This window comes from Psychrobacter alimentarius (assembly GCF_001606025.1).
Taxonomy (GTDB): Bacteria; Pseudomonadota; Gammaproteobacteria; order Pseudomonadales; family Moraxellaceae; genus Psychrobacter; species Psychrobacter alimentarius.
The window spans coordinates 620,270-641,571 of the sequence record NZ_CP014945.1 but is presented as its reverse complement, the minus strand read 5'-3'; the positions used below and the strand labels follow the sequence as shown (position 1 = coordinate 641,571).

The window sequence follows — 21,302 nt, the reverse complement described above, 5'->3', positions numbered from 1 at the left end:
TTTGTATTAAAGCCTATTGATAGAAAAATTAGATACGCGCAATTTGCATATCCACTTTCTCTATCAATAGAAGCGCTATTATATTTGAATTTGCCTCAAAACCCTATAAACTAAAATCAACCATACCAATCTATATATCTCATCAATGAGAGAATGGACGAAGGTGACAGACAGTACCGTCACCTTTAACACCAATTACTTCAAAAACACCACTGTGTTGGACAACTCATTGCCTGATGGATTGTCTTCTAATTGATAATACTGACGAAGCACCTGCCCCACCTCATCTAGCAATTCGGCCACGCTCTCTTCTGTTTTTTTGTTGGCAATACCTGATACTGCCTTTTCGCACATCGCATGCCAAACGGTGGGACTGACGTGAGCACTGATACCGCGATCCGCCACGATTTCTAACTGGTGCTCGCAAATATTGACATAGACCAAAACACCTGTGTTTTCTTCGGTATCCCAAACCCGATACTCACTGAATAAATCAATCGCTCGTTCACGACAATTTATATAATACGCATCTTGAATGGGTAGGTGATTTTCTACAATTAGAAAAACCTCACCACGATGCCCTTGTTCAGCGCTTTCTACTCTTTTTGTCAGACGTGCTCTTGCGTCCGCTGTCAGCCACTTACTATGTAATAAAGGGACAAACAATACCTGACGCCACCAGCGAGCCAAACTGGAAGTTGAAGCGTTGCTTTCTACCATTGTATTATTTCCTCAAATACGTCATTACTGACGGTTGTTTAGTGAATCAATTACCAAGAACCGCCAGCACCGCCGCCGCCAAAGCCACCGCCACCACCGCCGAAGCCGCCGCCACCGAAACCACCACCGCCAAAGCCGCCACCACTGCCACCGCCCATACCAGGTAGGAAAATTATGCCGCCGCCTCTACGCCCCCCTTTACCACCGCCGCCTTTACCACCACCGCCTCGCGAAATCAAAAACATCCATATAAATATCGCCATGATTAACGTCATGAAAAAGCCGCCACCTAGCGCTAACGAGCCTGCAAAAAAGCCACCTGCGGTCAAGATAGAGCCAAACACACGACCCAATATTTTGGTAATAAAGCTACCAAATATCATCGCCATGATAAATAGGAAAATCGGTGCTGGTACCTCATCTGAGCTTTGTTGTGTGCTTCGTTCAGCGGCTTGGGCGTCAGCACGAGCTAATACTTCAGGATCAGCAGTCAGGCGAGTTTTGAGTGCATCTATACCTGCCAAAATACCGCCGCCATAGTTGTTTTGCTTAAACAACGGGGTGATGTCTTCACGAATGATACGATTGACGGCCGCATCCGGTAGCACACCCTCTAATCCATAACCTGTTAAAACATACATATCACGGTCATTAACAGCCACGACCATCAATAAACCATCGTCTATATCTTTATCACCCAATTGCCATTTTTCGGCTACTTGAAGCGCATAATCAAAAATGGGTGTGCCGTTGGTAGTAGGTACAATGACCACAGCAGCCTGAGCCAAACCTTGCTGGTAGATACCGCGAAGCTGCGCTTCTAGGCGCTGTTTTTCTTGTGGGTTTAGGATATTGGCCTGATCGACGACTGGCTCGTTTAGTATTAGCTTATCTGAATCGATACTGGGTGCACTTGATGTTACATCCGGTCGACTGGCGCTTGATGTAGATACCTCACTGTCAGTCGCATCATTGTTACTTGCATTAGGGTTAATGGCATCATTACCCAGCACTGCATCGTTAATGGCCTCATTGGACTCACCTGCCTTGGCAATAGCAACCAAATCCTCGACACTACGATCTTGCATCGTTGAGGGGTTATCGGTAGCGGCCACACTGGTTCCAACATCGGCATTAGGCGCAGCATAAAGTACTGACGCACCAGTCATGCTGAGTGTAAACAATAATGTTGATAAGATTGCTTTTGAATTATTCATCTAATCTATACCACCTCAAGTGACATCTATACTAAATTAATAGGCATCCACGTCCATCAACACCTTTAAAACACATTTGACCTGTCATCAAACAAATAGAGCGGCAACGACCGCTCTACTGTTGTATTGCTTTGGTTGACCCTAATCCTACTCTGCTGTCGCAGCATCGTCACCACTAAAATCGACACTTGGCGCGGTTGAAATCGCCTCTTCGTTAGCGACACTAAAGTTTGGCTTAGGTTGCATGCCAAAGACTTTTGCGGTCACGTTGGTTGGGAATTGGCGAACCGTTGTATTGTAGCCCTGTACTTCTTGAATATAGCGATTGCGTGCGACGGCGATACGGTTTTCGGTGCCCTCTAGCTGGGCTTGTAAATCTTGAAACAAAGCATCTGATTTTAGTTCAGGATAACGCTCAGATACAGCCATCAAACGCGATAATGCTCCTGTCATCTGCTCTTGCGCAGCAGCATAACGCTCCATTGCTTCTGGATCGTTGAGTACTTCAGGCGTTACGGTAATACCGCCAGCCCGTGAGCGAGCTTCTGCCACTTGCGTGAACACCTCTTGCTCTTGTGTCGCATATTGCTGTACAACTTTTACCAAGTTTGGTACCAAATCAGAGCGACGCTGATATTGGTTAACCACTTCTGACCATGACGCTGTTACTTGCTCGTCTTGCGCTTGAAGATTGTTATACCCACAGCCGCTCAAACCGACAGTAGAAGTCGTCAATAATGCTGCTAACAATACTGGTTTCATAATAGATTTACGCGTCATCGTTGTTTCTCCTAATAATCATAAATAACAAATAGCTGGTAACACGTTTTCTAATAGTTCTTTCATTTTTTTAATGCCAGTCTAGTGACCATATATATACTCTATATGTCATAGGCTTGCACTTTCTTGTAGACAAACTATCGATAGGTAGATACAACCTGAACAATATGTGTCAATTGTACCTGTAAGTCTCACTGCCTATCGAATATCACATTAATAATGGCGTTATCGTAATGGTTTTACAATTGACCGTTACCAAAACACAACCCCAATTGTAAGCTGTTATGGCTTTTATATAACTTTTTTTACAAGTCAAGTATCAGAAACCGTTATATGAGGATATACAGTCACTAATCGGCAAAGCTAAGCACACTGACGCTTCCCATATTTTATGACCAAATTCACCTCACTAAATTCAAATATATCTATCTTTCCATAAAGAAAATTCTAGTAATTAGGATAAAAATATGGCAAATTGCAGTTACGTAGCCGTACGGTTTGAATACATTTGGTAGTGGACTTATATTTTGATACGTATTAGAGAGTTGGTAATTGAGGTATAAAATCCTTATTGAGCCATGAAATATCTTTTAGTACGTTCAATACGCCCTATCAGTAATGTATCCAGCTGACACGGCTCATAGCAAATTGAACACCCTCATGATGATGAGTGTTCAATTATATAAACGCCTATTTTATCCGCTGCTCTACTTATCACGAATCTTATTCATCACGTCATAATAAGATACGAGAGTAATTAATGTAGCAAAAGCGTTTTACATGCAGCTGGTACTAATATTACGAATGATAAGTGCTATGCAAATAGGTATTGTTGCTAGCAAGCCAAGTGGATAAATACGGACAACTACAGTCCATTCTTATTGGCTAAACACGTATGAGACTTAACTATATATAAGTCAATGTAGCTAATTTAACTGCTTAACTTAAATAAGTAAGTTAACCAGTTAGCTTACTCCTAGAGCATACAGAGCCACTTTGAGACAGTACTAGGGATATAAATATGGAAGGTTTAGTTAACTTAGTAAACGGAATTATCTGGAGCCCCGCGCTGATCTATCTGTGTTTAGGCGCAGGCTTGTTTTATTCCATTATGACGCGCTTCGTACAAGTACGTCTATTCGGTGAAATGATCAAGCTACTATTTACTGGTAAATCCAGTGCAGATGGTATTTCTTCATTCCAAGCACTAGCCGTAGCATTAGCTGGGCGTGTGGGTATGGGTAACATCGCTGGGGTAGCAGCTGCTATCGGCTTCGGTGGTCCAGGTGCAGTATTTTGGATGTGGGTTGTTGCCTTCTTAGGGGCATCTACTGCTTATGTTGAATCAACACTCGCACAGATTTATAAAGAAAGAGACGTCATCACTGGCGAATATCGCGGTGGTCCAGCTTACTACTTTGAGCGTGCCCTTGGTCAAAAATGGTACGGCATCCTCTTCGCAATCGCTTCTATCTTAGCTTGTGGTATGTTCTTACCTGGTGTACAGGCAAACGGTGTTCTCAGTGCTTTCACGCAACTTATGGGTGAAGGTACTGTCATGAACGTGGCAGGCCTAGAAGTCGGCTCTATGCGTTTGGTGGGCTTAGCCATCATCTTAGTCGTACTAGGTATCATCATCTTCGGTGGTATCAAACGTATTGCAACCTTCACTGAATTTGCTGTTCCATTTATGGCAGTCGGTTATATTGCCTTAGCTTTAATCATCATGTTCAGTAACTTCAGCTTGATTCCAGATGTATTTGGTTTGATCATCAGCGATGCATTCACGGCACAAGCAGGTTTTGGTGCTGCAATCGGTTGGGGTGTCAAACGTGGTATTTACTCTAACGAAGCAGGTCAAGGTACTGGTCCTCATGCAGCAGCCGCTGCTGAAGTAAAGCATCCATCACAACAGGGTTTAGTACAAGCATTCTCAGTATATGTTGATACACTACTGGTTTGTTCTGCAACTGCATTCATGATTTTGTCTACTGGCATGTACAACATTCAAGGTACATTACCAGATGGTCAATTCATCGTACAGAACGTTGCAGCTACTACTGAAATTAACGCCCCTGCCTTTACGCAAATGGCAATGGAATCAGTATACGGTACTACTGGTAATGTCTTTATTGCAGTTGCTGTATTCTTCTTTGCCTTTACGACAATTTTGGCTTACTACTACATCGCTGAAGTCAACGTGGCTTACTTGACACGCTTTCTTGGGCGCGGTGCCAATAAGACAGGTTTATTCTTAGTTAAAATCTTAATCATGGTGATGGTGGCTTACGGTGCCCTAAACTCAGCTGGTTACATCTGGGCGATTGGTGATATCGGTGTCGGCCTCATGGCTTGGTTAAACATTGTGGGTATTTTGGTCATCTTCTTTGTGGCTCGTCCAACCCTAACCATGCTGAAAGACTACGAAGCACAACTTAAAGCTGGGGTTGACGAATATACCTTTGACCCAGCCAAGTTCGGTATCAAAAACGCACCTTACTGGGAAGAGCGTCATCTAAAACAGCAACAAAGAATGGCAGCTGATCCACTACGTAAAGACATTCGATAGTCGTCTTTATCATAGTTATCAGTTAAATAGTATACAAAAAGGCCCGAGACGATTGTCTCGGGCTTTTTTATATAATTAAAATTCATGAGTCATGTTTGTCTTAAGTAGAGTTAGGTGAAGTATATTAAAACATGACTCTCTATCCATCTATCTTCTTTTCATAGATTACTCTTTTATAAATAGTTAGTACCTGAGCACAAAAAAGCCTAGCTCAGTGGCTAGGCTTCTTTACTACGGAAATATCTTATAAAAAAGGCTTCCAACAGTAGCTTATTCAGGCATTAATACTGCATCGATAGTATGTACAACACCATTGGTTGCCATGATATCAGTACCTGTGATGTTTGCTGTACCACCAGTTGCATCAGTAATCACGTTAGCATCGCTGATAGAAATCGTTGCACCATTAGCAGTTTCGATGTCTGTACCGTAAGGGATATCAGCTGCTTTTACTTCCATCGGTACTACGTGGTAAGGCAATACTTTTTTCAGTAGTTCGGTGTTAGCCAATAACTCTTCTTTAGTCACACCTAACTTCTCTAGTACTGGCGCAAAAGCGTCGTCAGTTGGTGCAAATACAGTGTATTTGGTATCTTCCATTAGCATAGTATCAAGACCAGCGGCTTTAAGCGCTGCTGTCAAGATGGTTAAATTTTCATTACCAGCTGCTACTTCAGCGATGGTCTGTGTTGCCATGCCATCCGTTTCTGCCATTGGATCAGCCATCGGCTCTGCTTCAGCTTCTGGCGCCGTTCCTACCGCTGGCTCTGCTACTACTTCTTCAGTAGTCGTATCAGCTTCTACAGGATCAGTAGCGGCTTCTTTATCATTACAAGCGGCCAGTGACATAGCGGCTGTAACAACTGCGATCGATAATAAATTCTTCTTTAACATAGGTATTTCCTTATAAATAAATAATGGGTTAAATCGTTTGTTAAACAAACCATTCTGCTCAATATGTGCATATAACAGCAGATGACTTATGGACTTGTGCATAGCAAGTAAAACCTGTCACACAGTTCGAGGACATCGATACTGTTATTCCAATGACTATGATTCTAACTGATTCATTTTAAATTGCTGCATACTTAGGTAGCGAGACTGTATCAATCACGTGTACAAAACAAGGAATTATTTGAATAATAGCTAATATAATAGTAAAGGAGCTATTTCCTAGATGACTCATTCGCCTTCTCGCCTTGTTACAACAGAGCATACGGTTACACATATAAGAGGAATCGGTCATCAGATTTTCTTTTCTATAGACTTGAGTCAAAAAAAGCGTTAAGTCCGATAAAGATGTTAAAAACTTCACGCCTATGGTCTGAAGTTTTATTAGAGTGAATCAATAGTAGTAACTATTTAGGAGAGCTTTTTAAGAGAACTTTAGATGATATCTAAAACGACACCTATCTTCTGATTAAATAGTTAGTAAATTTATGAGTGATGAAAGCTAGTATTGATACCAGCTTCATCTTATAGAAAGGACATATAACGTACATTAAGCGATGCTTGTTCAGACACTACTTATTTGTGCCCTACTTATCATTTAGGCATTAATACTCTGTCAATCACGTGAATCACACCGTTGTTGGCAGGGATGTCCGTCTTAACAATATTGGTCGTACGACCCATCTCATCCATCAGCTTACCTTGATTGGTCACCATCAACGTGTCTTTGCTCAATGTCATGACGTTACCTGGCTTCACGTCTTTCTTATACATTGCCATATCGCCACTGATTACATGGTAGCCCAAGATTTTGGTCAATAATGGTTTGTTTGCGAATAACTGTGCTTTGGTCATACCTGTTTCTTTTAACGCTTGCATAAAGGCTTCATTGGTCGGCGCGAACACTGTGTAATGAGCGTTTGGATTGGCTAGAGCACCTGTTAGACCAGCGGCCTGAATGGCTTCTACTAGTACTGAAAAATCAGGATTACTTTGAGCAACTTGTACGACGTTCATTTTTGCCATAGATTGGCTGTGCATTGGCGGTTTCATATCAGCGCTTTTGTTTGGCATCATGTTGTTACAAGCGCTTAGGCCTGCAATTGAGAGTGCCAAAGTACCAAGAGTAGCGATTTTAGTAAGTTTCATAACATTTTCCTTAATGATTCAATTATTTGTTAACCACAAAATTATTGTCTTACAGATCAGATCTTCTTTTCGTAATGCTAACCACTAAGCAAACATTCATGATAAATATTAACATTAAGTCAATGAAATCATGCACATTTACTAGTAAGTATTGCTTACGAAAAACAAATCCTTCTGAAATTAAATTAACATATAAAAAATATTTATAAACTCGAATTTACGCTACTTTTTGTAGTTGTGGTGTAAGTTGCGTCTGTCTTTCATAAGAGAGCGTTTGCTTTGATTTACAAGAGCTACACGTTATGTAATCTTTAATCGAAATGAGAGTCATTTTCACGCTTTTTCTTTATAAGATTGCCTGTGGTACTGCCTCTTGTTACCAATACTTTTTTTACTTTTTATACTGCCAAACAGGAATAAGTACTGTTCCGCTTACCATATGATTTTCATGCTAAAATAATACGGATTTGCCCAATATTTTTATAAAAATTGCATTCTGTTTGTTATTCCTTCCTTTTATAACATTGACGATATAAGCAGCGCTCCTATGACTCAAATGACGACTCAAACGATGACCCCGCAACATTCTTCTGAAACAGAGACCACTTCTAGCTCGTCACACTCTACGGATGGTTTTATTCTAACGCCGCCTGCTGTGTTTCCTTATAAAGCGCAACAACTGACTGTACGTGACCGTATCACTACGCAAATGGCATCAAGGATTTTGATGTTGGACGGGGCAATGGGTACGCACATTCAGAACTATAAGCTGGAAGAATCTGATTATCGTGGTGAGCGCTTTGCAGATATCAGTCAAGATGTGAGAGGCAATAACGATTTATTGGTGCTCACGCAGCCACATATGATCAAAGAGATTCATATGGATCATTTGGCAGCGGGCGCAGACATTATCGAGACCAATAGCTTCAACGGTACGCGTCTGTCAATGGCTGACTATGACATGGAATACTTGGTGCCCGAGCTGAATAAAGCAGCAGCCAAGCTTGCGCGCGCGGCAGCCGATGAATTCACTGCTAAAACGCCTGAAAAGCCACGTTTTGTCGCTGGGGTCATTGGCCCCACGTCACGGACGTGTTCACTCTCGCCTGATGTCAATGATCCTGCGTTTCGCAATATTACCTTTGATGAATTGGTGCTCAATTATCGTGAAGCCACATTGGCATTGATGGAAGGCGGTGTCGATCTGATCTTGATTGAGACGATCTTTGATACGCTAAATGCCAAAGCCGCAATATTTGCGGTGACAGGCGTGTTTGAAGATATTGGTTTTGAATTACCGATTATGATTTCAGGGACGATTACTGATGCTTCAGGCCGGACACTATCTGGTCAAACAGCGGAAGCGTTTTATAACTCGATTCGCCATGCCAAGCCTTTATCCGTTGGCTTTAACTGTGCGCTTGGTGCGGATGCACTTCGTCCGCATATTCAGACCCTATCAAATATTGCCAATACCTATGTGTCTGCGCATCCAAACGCGGGGCTGCCCAATGAGTTTGGAGAATATGACGAGACGGCCGAAGAAACGGCTGCCCTACTCGAAGGCTTTGCCAAAGCGGGTATTCTAAATATCGTGGGCGGCTGCTGTGGTACAACACCTGAGCACATCCGCCAAATCGCCAAGATGGTGGCAAACTATGCGCCGCGTGTTATTCCTGAAATACCGCCCGCCTGCCGCTTATCTGGACTTGAACCTTTTACCATCACGCCTGAGAGTTTGTTTGTCAACGTCGGTGAGCGTACCAACGTCACAGGCTCTAAAAAGTTCTTGCGCTTGATTAAAACCGAAGCCTATACCGAGGCACTCGATGTCGCGCGCGATCAGGTCGAGGGCGGTGCGCAAATCGTCGATATCAATATGGACGAAGGCATGCTGGACTCCAAGCAAGCGATGATACATTTTGTCAACTTGGTGTCTGGTGAGCCTGATATCAGCCGCGTACCATTGATGATTGACTCGTCGAAATGGGACATCATTGAAGAAGGGCTAAAACGTACGCAGGGCAAATCTGTCGTCAACTCCATTTCTTTAAAAGAAGGTCATGCTGAGTTCGTCGAGCGTGCCAAGTTATGTATGCGTTATGGCGCTGCCGTCATCGTAATGGCCTTCGATGAAGACGGTCAGGCCGATACGTACGAGCGTAAAATTCAGATTTGCCAGCGCAGCTACGATGTTTTGGTCAACGAAGTGGGCTTCCCGTCCGAAGACATTATCTTTGACCCAAATATCTTTGCGGTCGCAACGGGTATTCCTGAGCACAACAACTACGGCGCGGATTTCATCAATGCCACACGCTGGATCACTGAAAACCTACCAAATGCGATGGTATCAGGCGGTGTCTCAAACGTTTCATTCAGTTTCCGTGGTAACCCGATTCGTGAAGCAATCAACTCTGTGTTTTTGTTCCATGCCATCAAGAACGGTCTAACGATGGGTATCGTCAACCCTTCCATGCTTGAATTGTACGACGACATCCCCCTTGAGGCGCGTAATGCCATCGAAGATGTGATGCTCAACCGCAATCAAGGCGAAACGGGACAAGATGCCACCGAGCGACTCATGAGCGCCGCTGAAAACTATCAAGACGGCGGTAAGAAAAAAGACAGCACCGTCGATATGAGCTGGCGTGAAGGAACCGTAGAAGAGCGTATTGCTCATGCGCTGGTTAAAGGCATCACGACCTTTATTGAAGCCGATACCAAAGAAGCGTGGGAGAAATATCCCAAACCGCTAGAGGTCATCGAAGGGCCATTGATGGATGGTATGAACATCGTCGGTGACTTATTTGGTGCTGGTAAAATGTTCTTACCGCAGGTCGTTAAATCTGCTCGCGTGATGAAACAGTCCGTCGCGTGGCTTAACCCGTACATCGAAGCGGAAAAGGTCGAAGGTGAAGTTAAAGGTAAAATCCTCATGGCAACCGTTAAAGGTGACGTCCATGATATCGGCAAAAACATCGTCGGTGTGGTACTCGGCTGTAACGGCTATGACATCGTCGATCTGGGCGTGATGGTGCCTTGCGAAACCATACTTGATACTGCTATTAAAGAGAAAGTAGACATCATCGGTCTGTCTGGTTTGATTACTCCAAGCCTTGATGAAATGGTTTATGTCGCCAAGCAAATGCAAGAGCGCGGCATGAATCTCCCCTTGATGATTGGCGGTGCCACTACATCAAAAGCGCATACAGCGGTCAAAGTCGAGCCGCAATATCAAAACGATGGCGTCATCTATGTGGCGGATGCCTCTCGCTCCGTGGGCGTGGTCACCAAGCTCCTCTCAAAAGAACACCGCCAAGCGCTGATCGATGAGACGCGCGAAGAGTATGTCAAAGTGCGTGAGCGTCTCGCCAAACGTCAACCAAAAGCCGCTAAGATTACGTATGCGGAGTCGGTCAAGATTGGCTTTAAGTATGACTGGGAAAACTACGTCCCGCCTGTACCCAATAAGTTGGGACAAGTGATATTTGACGATTACCCCATCAATAACCTACTTCCTTATATTGACTGGACGCCTTTCTTTATCTCTTGGGGTCTAACGGGCAAGTATCCCAAAATCTTGCAAGATGATGTGGTTGGTGAAGCGGCGCGCGATTTGTTTGGTAATGCCGAAGACTTACTACACAAAATGATTGCGGAAAAGTCAATCGTAGCTAAAGGCGTGTTTAAACTCATGCCTGCGCGCCGTACTGGCGCGGATACCATCACTGTCTATGACAATGACCCGCAACAAAATGGTCAGCCGACCCATCAGTTTGAGCATTTACGTCAGCAAAGTGACAAAGCCAGTGGTAAGGCAAACCTAAGCTTGGCCGACTATATCTCACCGTCTGATGCTTACACGGATTATTTGGGCGGCTTTACCGTCTCCATCGTTGGCACAGAAGCATTGGCGGAAAAGTACAAAGCAGCGGGCGATGACTATAATGCCATTATGGTACAAGCACTGTCTGATCGTCTTGCTGAAGCCTTTGCCGAGCATCTGCATGAGCTGATTCGTAAAGACTATTGGGGCTATCAGCCGACTGAGTCGCTCACTAATGATGAGATGATTAAAGAAAAATACGTCGGTATCCGTCCTGCACCCGGCTACCCTGCTTGCCCTGAGCATACTGAAAAAGGTAAATTGTTTGATTGGCTTGGCACAGTAGAGGCAATTGGTACGACCTTAACCGAAAGCTATGCAATGTGGCCTGCGTCCTCCGTCAGCGGTTTCTATTACTCACACCCTGATAGTGAGTACTTCAACGTTGGTAAAATCAGTCGCGATCAATTAGAGAGCTATGCTGAGCGTAAAGACTGGGATATAAAAACGGCGGAGAAATGGTTAAATCCGAATTTATAGATTTTAAAAAAACTGCTATATAAATTGAAATGCGCTACTAGTACAATTTTACTTGCTTACTGTGCCTACGCCGACAGAGGCTGCGTAAAATTTATCCTAGTAGCGTTACAACGCCTTTGAAGCGTATCAACGATAGACATTTTATCGTTATTTTTTGGCTTACTCATTTATGATGGGTAAGCCTTTTTTATTAACTTATTTTCTATCTGTCATCAGCAAACTTATCGCTGCACGTATCACAAAATACTTTTATCATTTACTGCCAATAACCGTGCTAAATTATTGCCTACTTCATTTTTTCTTATTTTGAGACAGGCTATGAATCAGATTGCATTACTCTCTAATTGGATTGGCAAAACATTTGCAATCTGGGCATTGGTCAGTGCCGTATTGGGATTTGTTTTTCCTGAATTTTTTGCTTCATTGGCGTTTTTGATTGTGCCAATTCTTGGCATCATTATGTTTGGTATGGGCATGACGCTTAGAACGGAAGACTTCCTAGAGATTGTCAAACGTCCCAAACCTGTATTAGTAGGACTATTAGCACAGTTTACGCTCATGCCTCTGATTGCTTATTTGTTGACTATGATTTTTAATCTCGACCCTTTAATCGCGGTCGGTGTCATCTTGGTAGGCTGTTGCCCTGGCGGTACGTCTAGTAATGTAATTACGTTTTTGGCCAAAGGGGATGTGGCACTGAGCGTAGCGATTACCTCTATCTCTACTCTACTTGCACCCTTCTTAACGCCTATTTTATTAAACGTGTTTGCCGGTCAGCTGATCGATATCGACTTGGCAAGTATGATGGTGACCATTACCAAGATCGTCATCTTGCCTATCTTATTGGGTGTCGTCTTTCACAAGTTTTTGGGTAGCAAGATCGCGTTCGTCACTGAGGTATTGCCGATGGTGTCGGTACTGGGTATCTCTATTATCATCGCAGCCGTGGTCGCGGTGTCTAAAGCGACTATCTTAGATAGCGGTGCCATCGTCTTTATCGTGGTTGCTCTACACAATATGTTGGGATATACCTTGGGCTATGTGATCGCGCGCTTGTCTGGATTTACGGAGAGACAGCGCCGCGCCATCATGGTGGAAGTGGGCATGCAAAACTCTGGTCTGGGCGCTGCCCTTGCCGCGACTTATTTCAATCCTGTCGCTGCCTTACCGAGTGCGATCTTTAGTGTGTGGCATAACTTTAGTGGTGCTTTGGTTGCGAATATTTTTGCTAAGAGAGATGCTAGGTAGTGTCTTTAATGGTTTTGGGTTAGTCGAGTCCAGAGCTTTAAAATTAGTTGTACACAAGAGCCGAAACAATCGGCTCTTAGAAAAACAAAGTTACGTTCTGTTGATGTAATATATATGGGTATCACTACTGTGCTGTGTACTAGTTACAAAAAGGGTAAAACGAGGAGCAATGATAATCAATACAAGCATGGACACAATGAATAAAAAATCGTACATCTTAAAATAGATCACGATACCTATAAATGTGGTGATAAAAACAACTGTCAGTATATCTGCATAATGAATGGTTTCTTTTCGATGCAACCAAGCACCTTTGTCTATCTTTTCAAAATGATCTGTCAATATGGACTCTATCATTACACCAACACTATACAATATGTATATGTTCTCACTAAAATTAGTTGACTGGTACAAAGAAAACTTAGAACCATCTTTCATCTTTATAATAATTTTTACAACTTCAATTTTGGCTCTGTAATTAGTAGTTTTATAACATTTGAATTTTCTTATATCCAATACTGGTATATTGTGAATTTTATTGTCTATTTTTAATTCAACTTGTTTTCCTTTTAATTTGATATTGCCTTGTCGCAACCAGTTAACACCTCTAAAAATCATACTCGGATTTATTAATAGGGCGACTGATAATATAGCAACAACAAACACAGCAATTACTATAAATATTTCATATCCTTCAACAGCATGCATTAAATAACTTGCAACAGGTATACTAAAAACCATTAGAAAAGCTGCTATTATTTGAGTGAATCTAAGCAGTCCCAATCGAACACAAGTGAATTCTTTCTCTACTACCCAATTGTCTTCAAACTGTTGACTATGATGAGCGCTACTAAAGATCTGTATTTTATTTTTAGCATATTTTGCATAGTTTTTCACAGGCCGTTTTTTGTTCTTACTTCGTTTAACTACATCTTTTTTCATTATAAATATTAAACTTTAGTTTGCATTATTAACCATTCTAGCATCGAAATAAACAATTATTCTACTTTATCTCATGTATTTATTAAATCTTTGCCAATACCTATCACAACAATAAATTACCTGCTCCCAATCTTTCTCTCGCTTCTTGCGTCAAATAAAGGGGCGCTAACAAATGGAGTAGCATTCAAAATATATCTTTTTTTACTTGTAAAATAAAACGTTAAATAAAGCTTCAACACTCTCGTAACGAATAAACTGTCCCTTATTAATAGTGCGAATATTAGGCCGTTTAGCTTTTATGCCATCCGCATTTGCTTTAGTATGTTTTGCGACCTTAACATTTTCTAGTCCAGTTAACGGCTTTCCAGCCTCAGCACCAAAAAAATAAAAATAGCACAGCTCCAACGTATGCTCATCAAATACTATCCAGATCACACAACCCGAAGGTTTGCTCGCCAATCGAATATTGACCTTCTGACTTGATGTTGTTCCACCTAGTTTTGAAGTTTTTAGTTGAATATGACGAATAACATTACTATTTTCGAGGACAACGTCGCAGCCTGCATTATCGACTTCAGGTTTCATGACTTCCAATTGGCAATCATCTTTTAGCCAAGATAGCTTTAACATCTCACCAATAAATAAGTGTTCAATAAGCTTTTCTCGAAAGCTTGAGTGCTCAAAATGCTTACTCATAATTTACCTTAATGTTTTGGACTACCTCAATCTGATTTACCTTTCGTCCGACGACACCGCTCCGAACAGTAAATCACCTGCTCCCAGTCCTTTTCCCACTTTTTGCGCCACGTAAATGGGCGCTGGCAGACGGGGCAGGTTTTTTGCGGTAAGTTTACTTTTTTATGTGCCATTGTTTGCTCCCATCTACTTTTGACTATTTGCGTTACGGTGAAATCTTACTTTTGATGCTCGACACCCTCATACTTCTTAATTCGACGGCATTGGTCTGAGCAGTAGACCATGCTCTCCCAGTTTTTATCCAGCTTTTTAGTCCAACTAAACTCACGCTCACAGACGGGGCAGAGTTTTTTTCGAACATTCTTTTTTTTGTGCGCCATAGCTTTCTCATTGGTTTGTTTACGACATCAGTCATGTGTCACTATAGCCTACTACGTATCATTGCTATTAGTCACAGTTACTAGTCATAATCGTCAAATATTTTATTTAGGCGATTGAGACTGTTGACGATCAGCTTACCAGATTGATCAGTACTGCTATCAATCGCTAGCTTCTCATCCATGCGCATCATCAGTGGTGCCAGCGCTTGCTTGAGCGCATTTGCCATCAGTGTGGTCTGCTCATGGATATCAGGCGCATTGCTCTCTACAGCTTTGCTGTCACCATTCTTAATCAGGCTTTCGGCTAAGCTACGAGACAAACTATCCGCCATATTGTGTGCCAGTTGCTCCACGGCATCGACCAGCTGCACCATCAGCTGTTTTTGCATCTCTTGGTTTTGTTTGAGATACTCGCCTTCTGCTTTATGATCGTGCTTATAAAGCTGTGTCAGCTGAGTCATGCTTTTTTCAAAGCCATTATCAATGCTGTCGCTGACGACTTTGGCATTATTAATAAAGCTATCAACGAGGATTTTTTGGGCTTCGAGTTGTGCCTCTATCTGCACTTGCTGTCCTGCTTCTCGTAAACGGGCGATTTGTTCAGGGTCATTTTGGCTTAAGTATTTATCAAACTGACTGCTAATCGTATTGAAGCCATTTGCTAAGTCCACCAACTGCGCGACGATGCGCGCGCCAGTATCGCCATCTTCGCCGCCCATGGCTTTATTGCGTAAGAAGTCGGTTTTGATTTGCGCCCAGCGTTCTGATTCTTCTTGTGTTAAAGTGCTGCGCATCTCACCAAGCTTAAGCAGATTGCTCTCAGCGCCTTGGGTCAATAGCTGCGACTCGCCTAGATAGTGGTCGTCTATCAGCTGGTTTAGCTCATTCTCATTCATGATTGCCGAGAGCTTCTCAGTCATCTTGTTCATATTACGATAACTGCCTTGCAGCTTAAATATCGGCTCAACACGATATTTATCATCTTGCGAGGCGGAGGCAATATAAGCTTGGTTGACGTCCAAAATGACTTCTTGCACCCGAAACATATGACGCAAGATAGCGATAATCTCATTAATCTCTGAGCTGCTATACGGATAGGTCAGATCACTGCTTTGTACCTGTAGCAAATTGGCATTGTCCGCCCGCGCCATTTTAATCAGACGATGGACGTCTGCCAAATCACGATTGGCAAGCGGTGCTAATACTGCGTTAGATGTCAAGGCGTTTTCGATATAACTGAGCGCAAAGATCTCTTCCATACCGCTCATGATATCGCCTAAATTGTAGATATCGGCACGGTTGGCGAGCATGTCAGGGACTTTAAAGGCTTCACCGCTTTCGGTATATGGATTACCCGCCATGACCACGCAGAACTTTTTGCCGCGCATGTCATAGGTTTTGGTTTTGCCTTGCCAGACGCCATCGATACGGCGTGTACCATCGCCCAATGAGATAAATTTTTGCAAAAACTCTGCATGGGTATGTTGAATGTCATCAAGATACAGCATGACATTATTGCCCATCTCAAAAGCCAAGTTGATTTTATTTAGCTCTTCTCTTGCCGTGGCATTGGGCGCTTTTTCGGGGTCTAACGAGGTGACATCATGTCCAAGCGACGGACAGTTAATCTTCATAAATATCAGGCCGAGACGATTGGCCACGTACTCCATCAAGGTCGTCTTACCATACCCAGGTGGCGATATCATCATGAGAATGCCCATCAAGTCGGTCCGCTTGTCATCACCGACCGTGCCCATTTGCTTGGCAAGGTTATCGCCGATAAGCGGCAAATAGCTCTCATTAATCAGGCGGTTACGCACAAATGAGGACAATGGACGCGGCATAAACTCGTCCAGTCGTAAGGATTCTTTTGCGTCATGCAAGATTTCTGAACGCATGGCAAGGTAACGCTTATACGCCGGAATCACTTGGGTATCATGATGGTGCAAGCGATTTACAAAATCATCGACCGCAAAGCGTAACGTCTGCTGATGAATACGTGTATGCTCGCCCAGCAGATTGTTTACTTGTACCTCAAGCGATACTTTACCAGTGCTGCGCTCAAAGCTTTGTACTTGATTGAGCGGATTGTTCAAACTGGTGAGCGGTGGCGATGAGGAAAAAGATAAATTGGATGGTACACCAGTTGTCCCTTTGCTACTGCTTTTATCAAAGCTGACACCAGAATCCATAAGGCGCTGTACTAACGCTTCACGCTGTGTATCGCTTAATTGTGTCAGTAAGATTGCAATGGCTTCAGGCACATAATGGCGACCACTCTCTAATTGCTGTTTGCGTAAAGCGCTTTTTGCGTCCCTCTCAGCGCGCTGATCTTCACTGAGCGGATTGTTGTCACTTTCTGTCTCATCTGTTTGCCCATCGACTGCGTCGTTGTCGTGGTAGGTTTTATCCAGTAACGCATAAAACCAAGTTGCCAGCAGCTCGTAGGCAGACTTGGGCTGAAAACCAAGTTTACTAATGGCGGATTGTAATTGTTCAAAGCTGGCGCTATGTTGTAAGTTGCCTGAAGCGTTATTCAATGTTTTGGTTAATTGCTCACACAACTGCTCGGCCTGTTGACTGGTTTGCCAGTTGAAGGGTTTATGTAGACCCACTTCTGACGCCGCTGCTTGTCCCATCACGCTCACTAAATACTCACAAGCCAGCTGAACATGGCTTTGCTGAAAGATACTCGCATCATTGCCCTGCTTCGCTTCTAACGCCGACTGATTGTCTTGATAAGCAGTGACAAAACCTCGCATGATGTGAGTCATGTCTTCAACCAGCAGTGCTTTGGCTGTATCGCTACCTAAGGTACGGCGCAGCTGCTCAGCCGTAACCGCCCTATCCGTCCAGTTACGCGCATGCGTCAGCACCGATTCAGAGAGCCAAGCATCATAACCGAACTGACGCAGCGCTTCTAAGCCCAGCGCTTGCACTATATTTAATTGCCAATAGAACAGTTGTGCCAATGCTCGCACTTGCGGCGTATAAATCAATAAACCCGCTTCTCGCAGCGTTGGCAATATTTGCATCAGCAGCAGCGTGGCATCATGGTCATGGATGCCTTTGTCATAACCGAGTTGGTAACGCGGGGTGGCATAGGATTTGACCAATTTAGCCAGCGCGCTATCGTTATCAATATGACCGTCAATATTGAGCGTATTTGCCGTTTCATCATACGCGCGATATAGCCGTGCTTCAGTCAGATTGTATTGGCTATTTTTGGCACTCTCGATAATGCTATACGCCAGATATTCAGCGCGGTATACCTTGTCGGACTCAGAAGCAATATTCATCTCCCAATATGGACGCAAGGCATTTAGCTCAGCGTTGTCGAGCACCTCATAATAATCTGTACCCGTGAGATGCAAATTGAGCACGCGCTTGCCATCTGACTGCTGGCGACTGAGCAAGGTTAAATCTAACGGTTGGGTATTGACCGAAAAGCGGTGTTTGCCCAGCTTGATAATTTGACCGCCATCTTCAAACAAATCCGACTTGTCTTTTAGACTCTTATAGCTCTCGATTTGAATGGCTTTTAAACGCGCATCAATGTCATCCGCTTTGACGCTAAAGCCCATGGATTGTAGCTCTTTTGCCATATGACGTACTTTTTGTACCAACCCATCTGAGGCAAAGTAAGTATTGAGCGCGTCCTCTTCTGTAAATCCTGTCACGCCTGTACTTTGTGTGCGCTTTTTGATGCTCTCAAGCATCCGCAGCGCGCCGTCACCTAGGTTTTGAGCTTTACGGTTGCGCGCATCGAGCAATTGCTGCTTATGATTTTCAAAGGTTTCATAAATCTCTTCGCGCTTACTGATGATATCTGCTAAAAACTGATCGCCATTACTGGTCTCTGGGTCAGCAAACTGGCTTTCTAACTCCTCTAGCTGTACGAGCAACTTCGCCATTTGTTCATCTGATTTTTCAGGTGTATTGGCAATGGATAAGGCATTGGCAATCGATTGACCAAACAGCTTGAATTGCGCACCAAATTGCGCGACCGCTTCTGCCGAACCCAAGTTTTTGCGTTTATGATTGAGCTTGGCTTTGCTCTGGTTGAGGCTGGCATAAATGGTCGATATGTCATCGATAATTTGTGTGCGTACCGTGGCATCCGCAACGTCCAATGTACCAAGCAGCTCGGTCAGTAAGTCAAGCCCTTGCGCCGTTTCATCGATTTTATCTAAGACGGGCTTTAGCTCGGCATTGGTTTCCGCCGTATTCAAGCGTTCGCTGACATCTGTCAACACAGCTTCGTAGCTAGACAGAGCGTCTTCACCGCTTAAAAATAGTACGGTCTTTTCGGCAATCTCGCTTTCTGCTGCTTCTAGCTGCGCCTGTAATGCTGCTAATTTATCACTGTCTAAATAGCGCAATTCTTCTAGGCTAACCAAGCGGCCTTTTTGTCGTCTGAGCGCTGAGAGTTGATCGACATAGTCGCTGGCAGACTCAAACGTCGTGACCCGTATCTGCCGCAAAATCTCATTTTGCTGAGATTCGGCATCGGCAAGCGCGGTTTGGGTTTGCTTTTGGATACTTTGGACTTTGGCAAACTCATCAATAACCAGCTCAGCGGTCGCTGTCACTTCTTTAATACTACTGGCGACGTCTTTGAGCTCAGGCTCAGACAGCCAATAATAGCTATCAAACAGTCGACTGGTATTGTCCGCAAGCTCTTCGTAGAGCTTTTGCGACACGCTTTGATTGTCAATGAGACGAGTAATACTATAGAGATCAGAGATGCCGCGTACCAGTTCTTTGTTGCCGATTTTGCCATAAAAACTGGTGCTTTCAGGCAACTCACTGATGTACTCAGGTGAGGCGTAAGGGGTATGCCATATCTGCATCGGGTGAATGCGCGATGGCTCACTTTGGGCGCTAAACAACACCAAACGCCCACTGTCTGCCAATGCCATACCATTACAATAAATCGGGTTGGCCAACTGTTTTTTGATGAGGTTATAAGGGAACAACCCAGTGACACCTAGATCTCTGTCATAGAACAAGAACAAAACATCTTCACCATTTGGTGCGACAATCCTACGTTTAAATTTTAAATCTTTGGCACCCGCACTATTGGTATCAAACAACTTATACTCGCCTGTCTGCAGATAATAGCCGCCAGGAAAAATAATGCCGTGATCTTCGGGCAGTTGGACGCATGATTGACCAATGGCATCCAAACGCAGCACGGCTTCAGTCAAGGTGTTATAAACAAAATAACGATAACTGTCCTCACGGTACGGCAATATCTTGAGCAGTATCAGACTACCGACTTTGGCATACGCAATCTCGGCATCGGTGAGCGATTGGGTGCGATCATTGACAGGCTCGCTATAGATGCCTTGTCCTGACTGCGTGTTATTCTCAATCTTAATTGTTAAATCGCCATTCACGGTTTCTACAAATATCGTGTCCAAGATATTCATATGTGGGTACTTGCCATTGATCATCTGATCACGCGTGGTTTGTATCCAATCAAAATCATACGCAGGCGGAAGCTCAATGTCGCGCTCGCCTCTATTGTCGACATAAGCAACTTGGGCAGACTCTGGCGTGCCTTGGCTAAAATCCAGCGCAAAGCGAAAGACGCGTATGTCGGTGATACGCTCACCAATCTGAAACGCCAATAGCAGCTTGCTGTCTTTGACGATCAGCTGAATCAGGCGCGTTTGCTTGTAATATCGATACAGCTCATTGAAATCTTGAACAAAAGCATCTTGATCTAAAAAGGTGTTTTTTAAATCGACTTCTTCAAGTCGATATTCTGGATCGTTGCTATTGGCAGTGCTCTCTTTAGGGCTATTTTCTACGTCGTTACTTTTTACGTCGCTCTTTTCTAAATCTTGGTTTTCTACATTGCTATTGTTTAAACTGCCCTTATCATCGCCCTCACTACCCATGTTTTCGGTAGGCTCTATCAATCGATATAGCGACAACACGTCTTTGATGTTGCTCGCTCGCTTTAGCCCCATAAAGACATTGTAGCCAAACAGCAAATAATCACCGACTTGCACCATGTCTTGCGCCACACAGTTGTATTCGGTACGGATGCGCGTGCGTGCAATGACTTGCATCTGCGTACTGCCAAATTCCGTCAGACGCGCTTGATTCAACTTGGCCGTTTGCTGCTCTAGGCGACTGCCTTGCTCCGTTAGACGTTTTTTGATTAGCTCATAGGCATTGCCTGATGCCACTGCCTGATCGGTTTGTTCAGCTTGATTGTCGGTGGTTTTGCTAGCCGAATCGGTTGGTTTTTGCGTATCCGCCATCGTTGC

13 protein-coding genes are annotated in these 21,302 nt (G+C 43.6%); 3 read left to right on the top strand and 10 right to left on the bottom strand.

What is annotated here, in order from left to right:
* Nucleotides 1–195: 195 nt before the first annotated feature.
* From A3K91_RS02660 to A3K91_RS02650, 3 genes are all read right to left on the bottom strand, one after another.
* Nucleotides 196–720 (bottom strand): TPM domain-containing protein, encoded by a 525-nt coding sequence (locus A3K91_RS02660; RefSeq protein WP_062843897.1) that lies wholly within the window; start codon nt 718–720, stop codon nt 196–198.
* Nucleotides 721–770: 50 nt separating this feature from the next.
* On the bottom strand, nt 771–1,937 hold the full coding sequence (locus A3K91_RS02655) for a TPM domain-containing protein (RefSeq protein WP_062843896.1): 1,167 nt from the start codon (nt 1,935–1,937) through the stop codon (nt 771–773).
* Between the two features lie 147 nt (nt 1,938–2,084).
* On the bottom strand, nt 2,085–2,717 hold the full coding sequence (locus A3K91_RS02650; RefSeq protein ID WP_062843895.1) for a LemA family protein: 633 nt from the start codon (nt 2,715–2,717) through the stop codon (nt 2,085–2,087).
* Nucleotides 2,718–3,738: 1,021 nt separating this feature from the next.
* Here A3K91_RS02650 and A3K91_RS02645 point away from each other — a divergent pair.
* Nucleotides 3,739–5,286: an alanine/glycine:cation symporter family protein gene (locus tag A3K91_RS02645; RefSeq protein WP_062843894.1), complete on the top strand. Its 1,548-nt coding sequence runs from the start codon at nt 3,739–3,741 to the stop codon at nt 5,284–5,286.
* A gap of 270 nt (nt 5,287–5,556) precedes the next feature.
* Here the strand turns inward: A3K91_RS02645 and A3K91_RS02640 are convergent, their stop codons facing one another.
* Together A3K91_RS02640 and A3K91_RS02635 are read right to left on the bottom strand one after the other, a co-directional pair.
* On the bottom strand, nt 5,557–6,180 hold the full coding sequence (locus A3K91_RS02640; RefSeq protein WP_062843893.1) for a fasciclin domain-containing protein: 624 nt from the start codon (nt 6,178–6,180) through the stop codon (nt 5,557–5,559).
* A gap of 651 nt (nt 6,181–6,831) precedes the next feature.
* Nucleotides 6,832–7,386: a fasciclin domain-containing protein gene (locus tag A3K91_RS02635; protein ID WP_062843892.1), complete on the bottom strand. Its 555-nt coding sequence runs from the start codon at nt 7,384–7,386 to the stop codon at nt 6,832–6,834.
* Between the two features lie 571 nt (nt 7,387–7,957).
* Here A3K91_RS02635 and metH point away from each other — a divergent pair.
* Nucleotides 7,958–11,752, top strand: coding sequence for a methionine synthase (gene metH, locus A3K91_RS02630; protein ID WP_062845826.1), 3,795 nt, complete (start codon nt 7,958–7,960; stop codon nt 11,750–11,752).
* A gap of 318 nt (nt 11,753–12,070) precedes the next feature.
* Nucleotides 12,071–13,000 (top strand): bile acid:sodium symporter family protein, encoded by a 930-nt coding sequence (locus A3K91_RS02625; protein ID WP_062843891.1) that lies wholly within the window; start codon nt 12,071–12,073, stop codon nt 12,998–13,000.
* A gap of 90 nt (nt 13,001–13,090) precedes the next feature.
* On the opposite strand, the gene A3K91_RS02620 is transcribed toward A3K91_RS02625, so the two are convergent.
* The 5 genes from A3K91_RS02620 to A3K91_RS02610 form a co-directional block, all read right to left on the bottom strand.
* Complete coding sequence (locus A3K91_RS02620; RefSeq protein ID WP_062843890.1) at nt 13,091–13,942, bottom strand: hypothetical protein; 852 nt, start codon at nt 13,940–13,942, stop codon at nt 13,091–13,093.
* A gap of 201 nt (nt 13,943–14,143) precedes the next feature.
* On the bottom strand, nt 14,144–14,638 hold the full coding sequence (locus A3K91_RS02615) for a hypothetical protein (RefSeq protein WP_062843889.1): 495 nt from the start codon (nt 14,636–14,638) through the stop codon (nt 14,144–14,146).
* Between the two features lie 26 nt (nt 14,639–14,664).
* Entirely contained in the window at nt 14,665–14,811 is a 147-nt protein-coding gene (locus A3K91_RS13910) for a DUF2256 domain-containing protein (RefSeq protein WP_084387234.1), read from the bottom strand.
* Nucleotides 14,812–14,856: 45 nt separating this feature from the next.
* The gene (locus A3K91_RS13905; RefSeq protein ID WP_075106903.1) at nt 14,857–15,018 is read right to left on the bottom strand and encodes a DUF2256 domain-containing protein; all 162 of its coding nucleotides are present in this window, start codon (nt 15,016–15,018) and stop codon (nt 14,857–14,859) included.
* A gap of 80 nt (nt 15,019–15,098) precedes the next feature.
* Nucleotides 15,099–21,296 carry a DNA repair ATPase gene (locus tag A3K91_RS02610; protein ID WP_062843888.1) on the bottom strand — a complete coding sequence of 2,066 codons (6,198 nt, stop codon included), beginning with the start codon at nt 21,294–21,296 and terminating at the stop codon, nt 15,099–15,101.
* Nucleotides 21,297–21,302 lie beyond the last annotated feature (6 nt).